Here is a 254-nt window from a genome sequence, read left to right as displayed (position 1 = left end):
TAATATTACGTTTGTAAGAACAAGATTAGGTTATTGGACTTACAAGCCGGATTATGCGCAAACATATGCGAATGAGAGAAGAAAAGCAAAAAGATATTTCTACAAATTTACTAAAGAAGTTGCTGAATTTGTCAAAGAAAAATTATTGGAAGATTGGAGCCCAGAGCAAATTAGCGGTTATGCCAAACGCTGGGGTCTGTTTTCTATCAGTCATGAGAGAATTTATCAATTTACTCTTGAAGACAAAAATAAAG

1 pseudogene is annotated in these 254 nt (G+C 33.5%); it reads left to right on the top strand.

Annotation, left to right across the window (positions count from 1 at the left end):
• Window positions 1-254 (top strand): annotated as a pseudogene (locus Ldro_RS16500) (IS30 family transposase); the annotation flags it as partial.

The sequence above is a fragment of the Legionella drozanskii LLAP-1 genome (genome assembly GCF_001467585.1).
Lineage (GTDB): Bacteria > Pseudomonadota > Gammaproteobacteria > Legionellales > Legionellaceae > Tatlockia > Tatlockia drozanskii.
The sequence above is the reverse complement of the archived record's forward strand: the minus strand, read 5'-3'. Positions and strand labels throughout refer to the sequence as shown.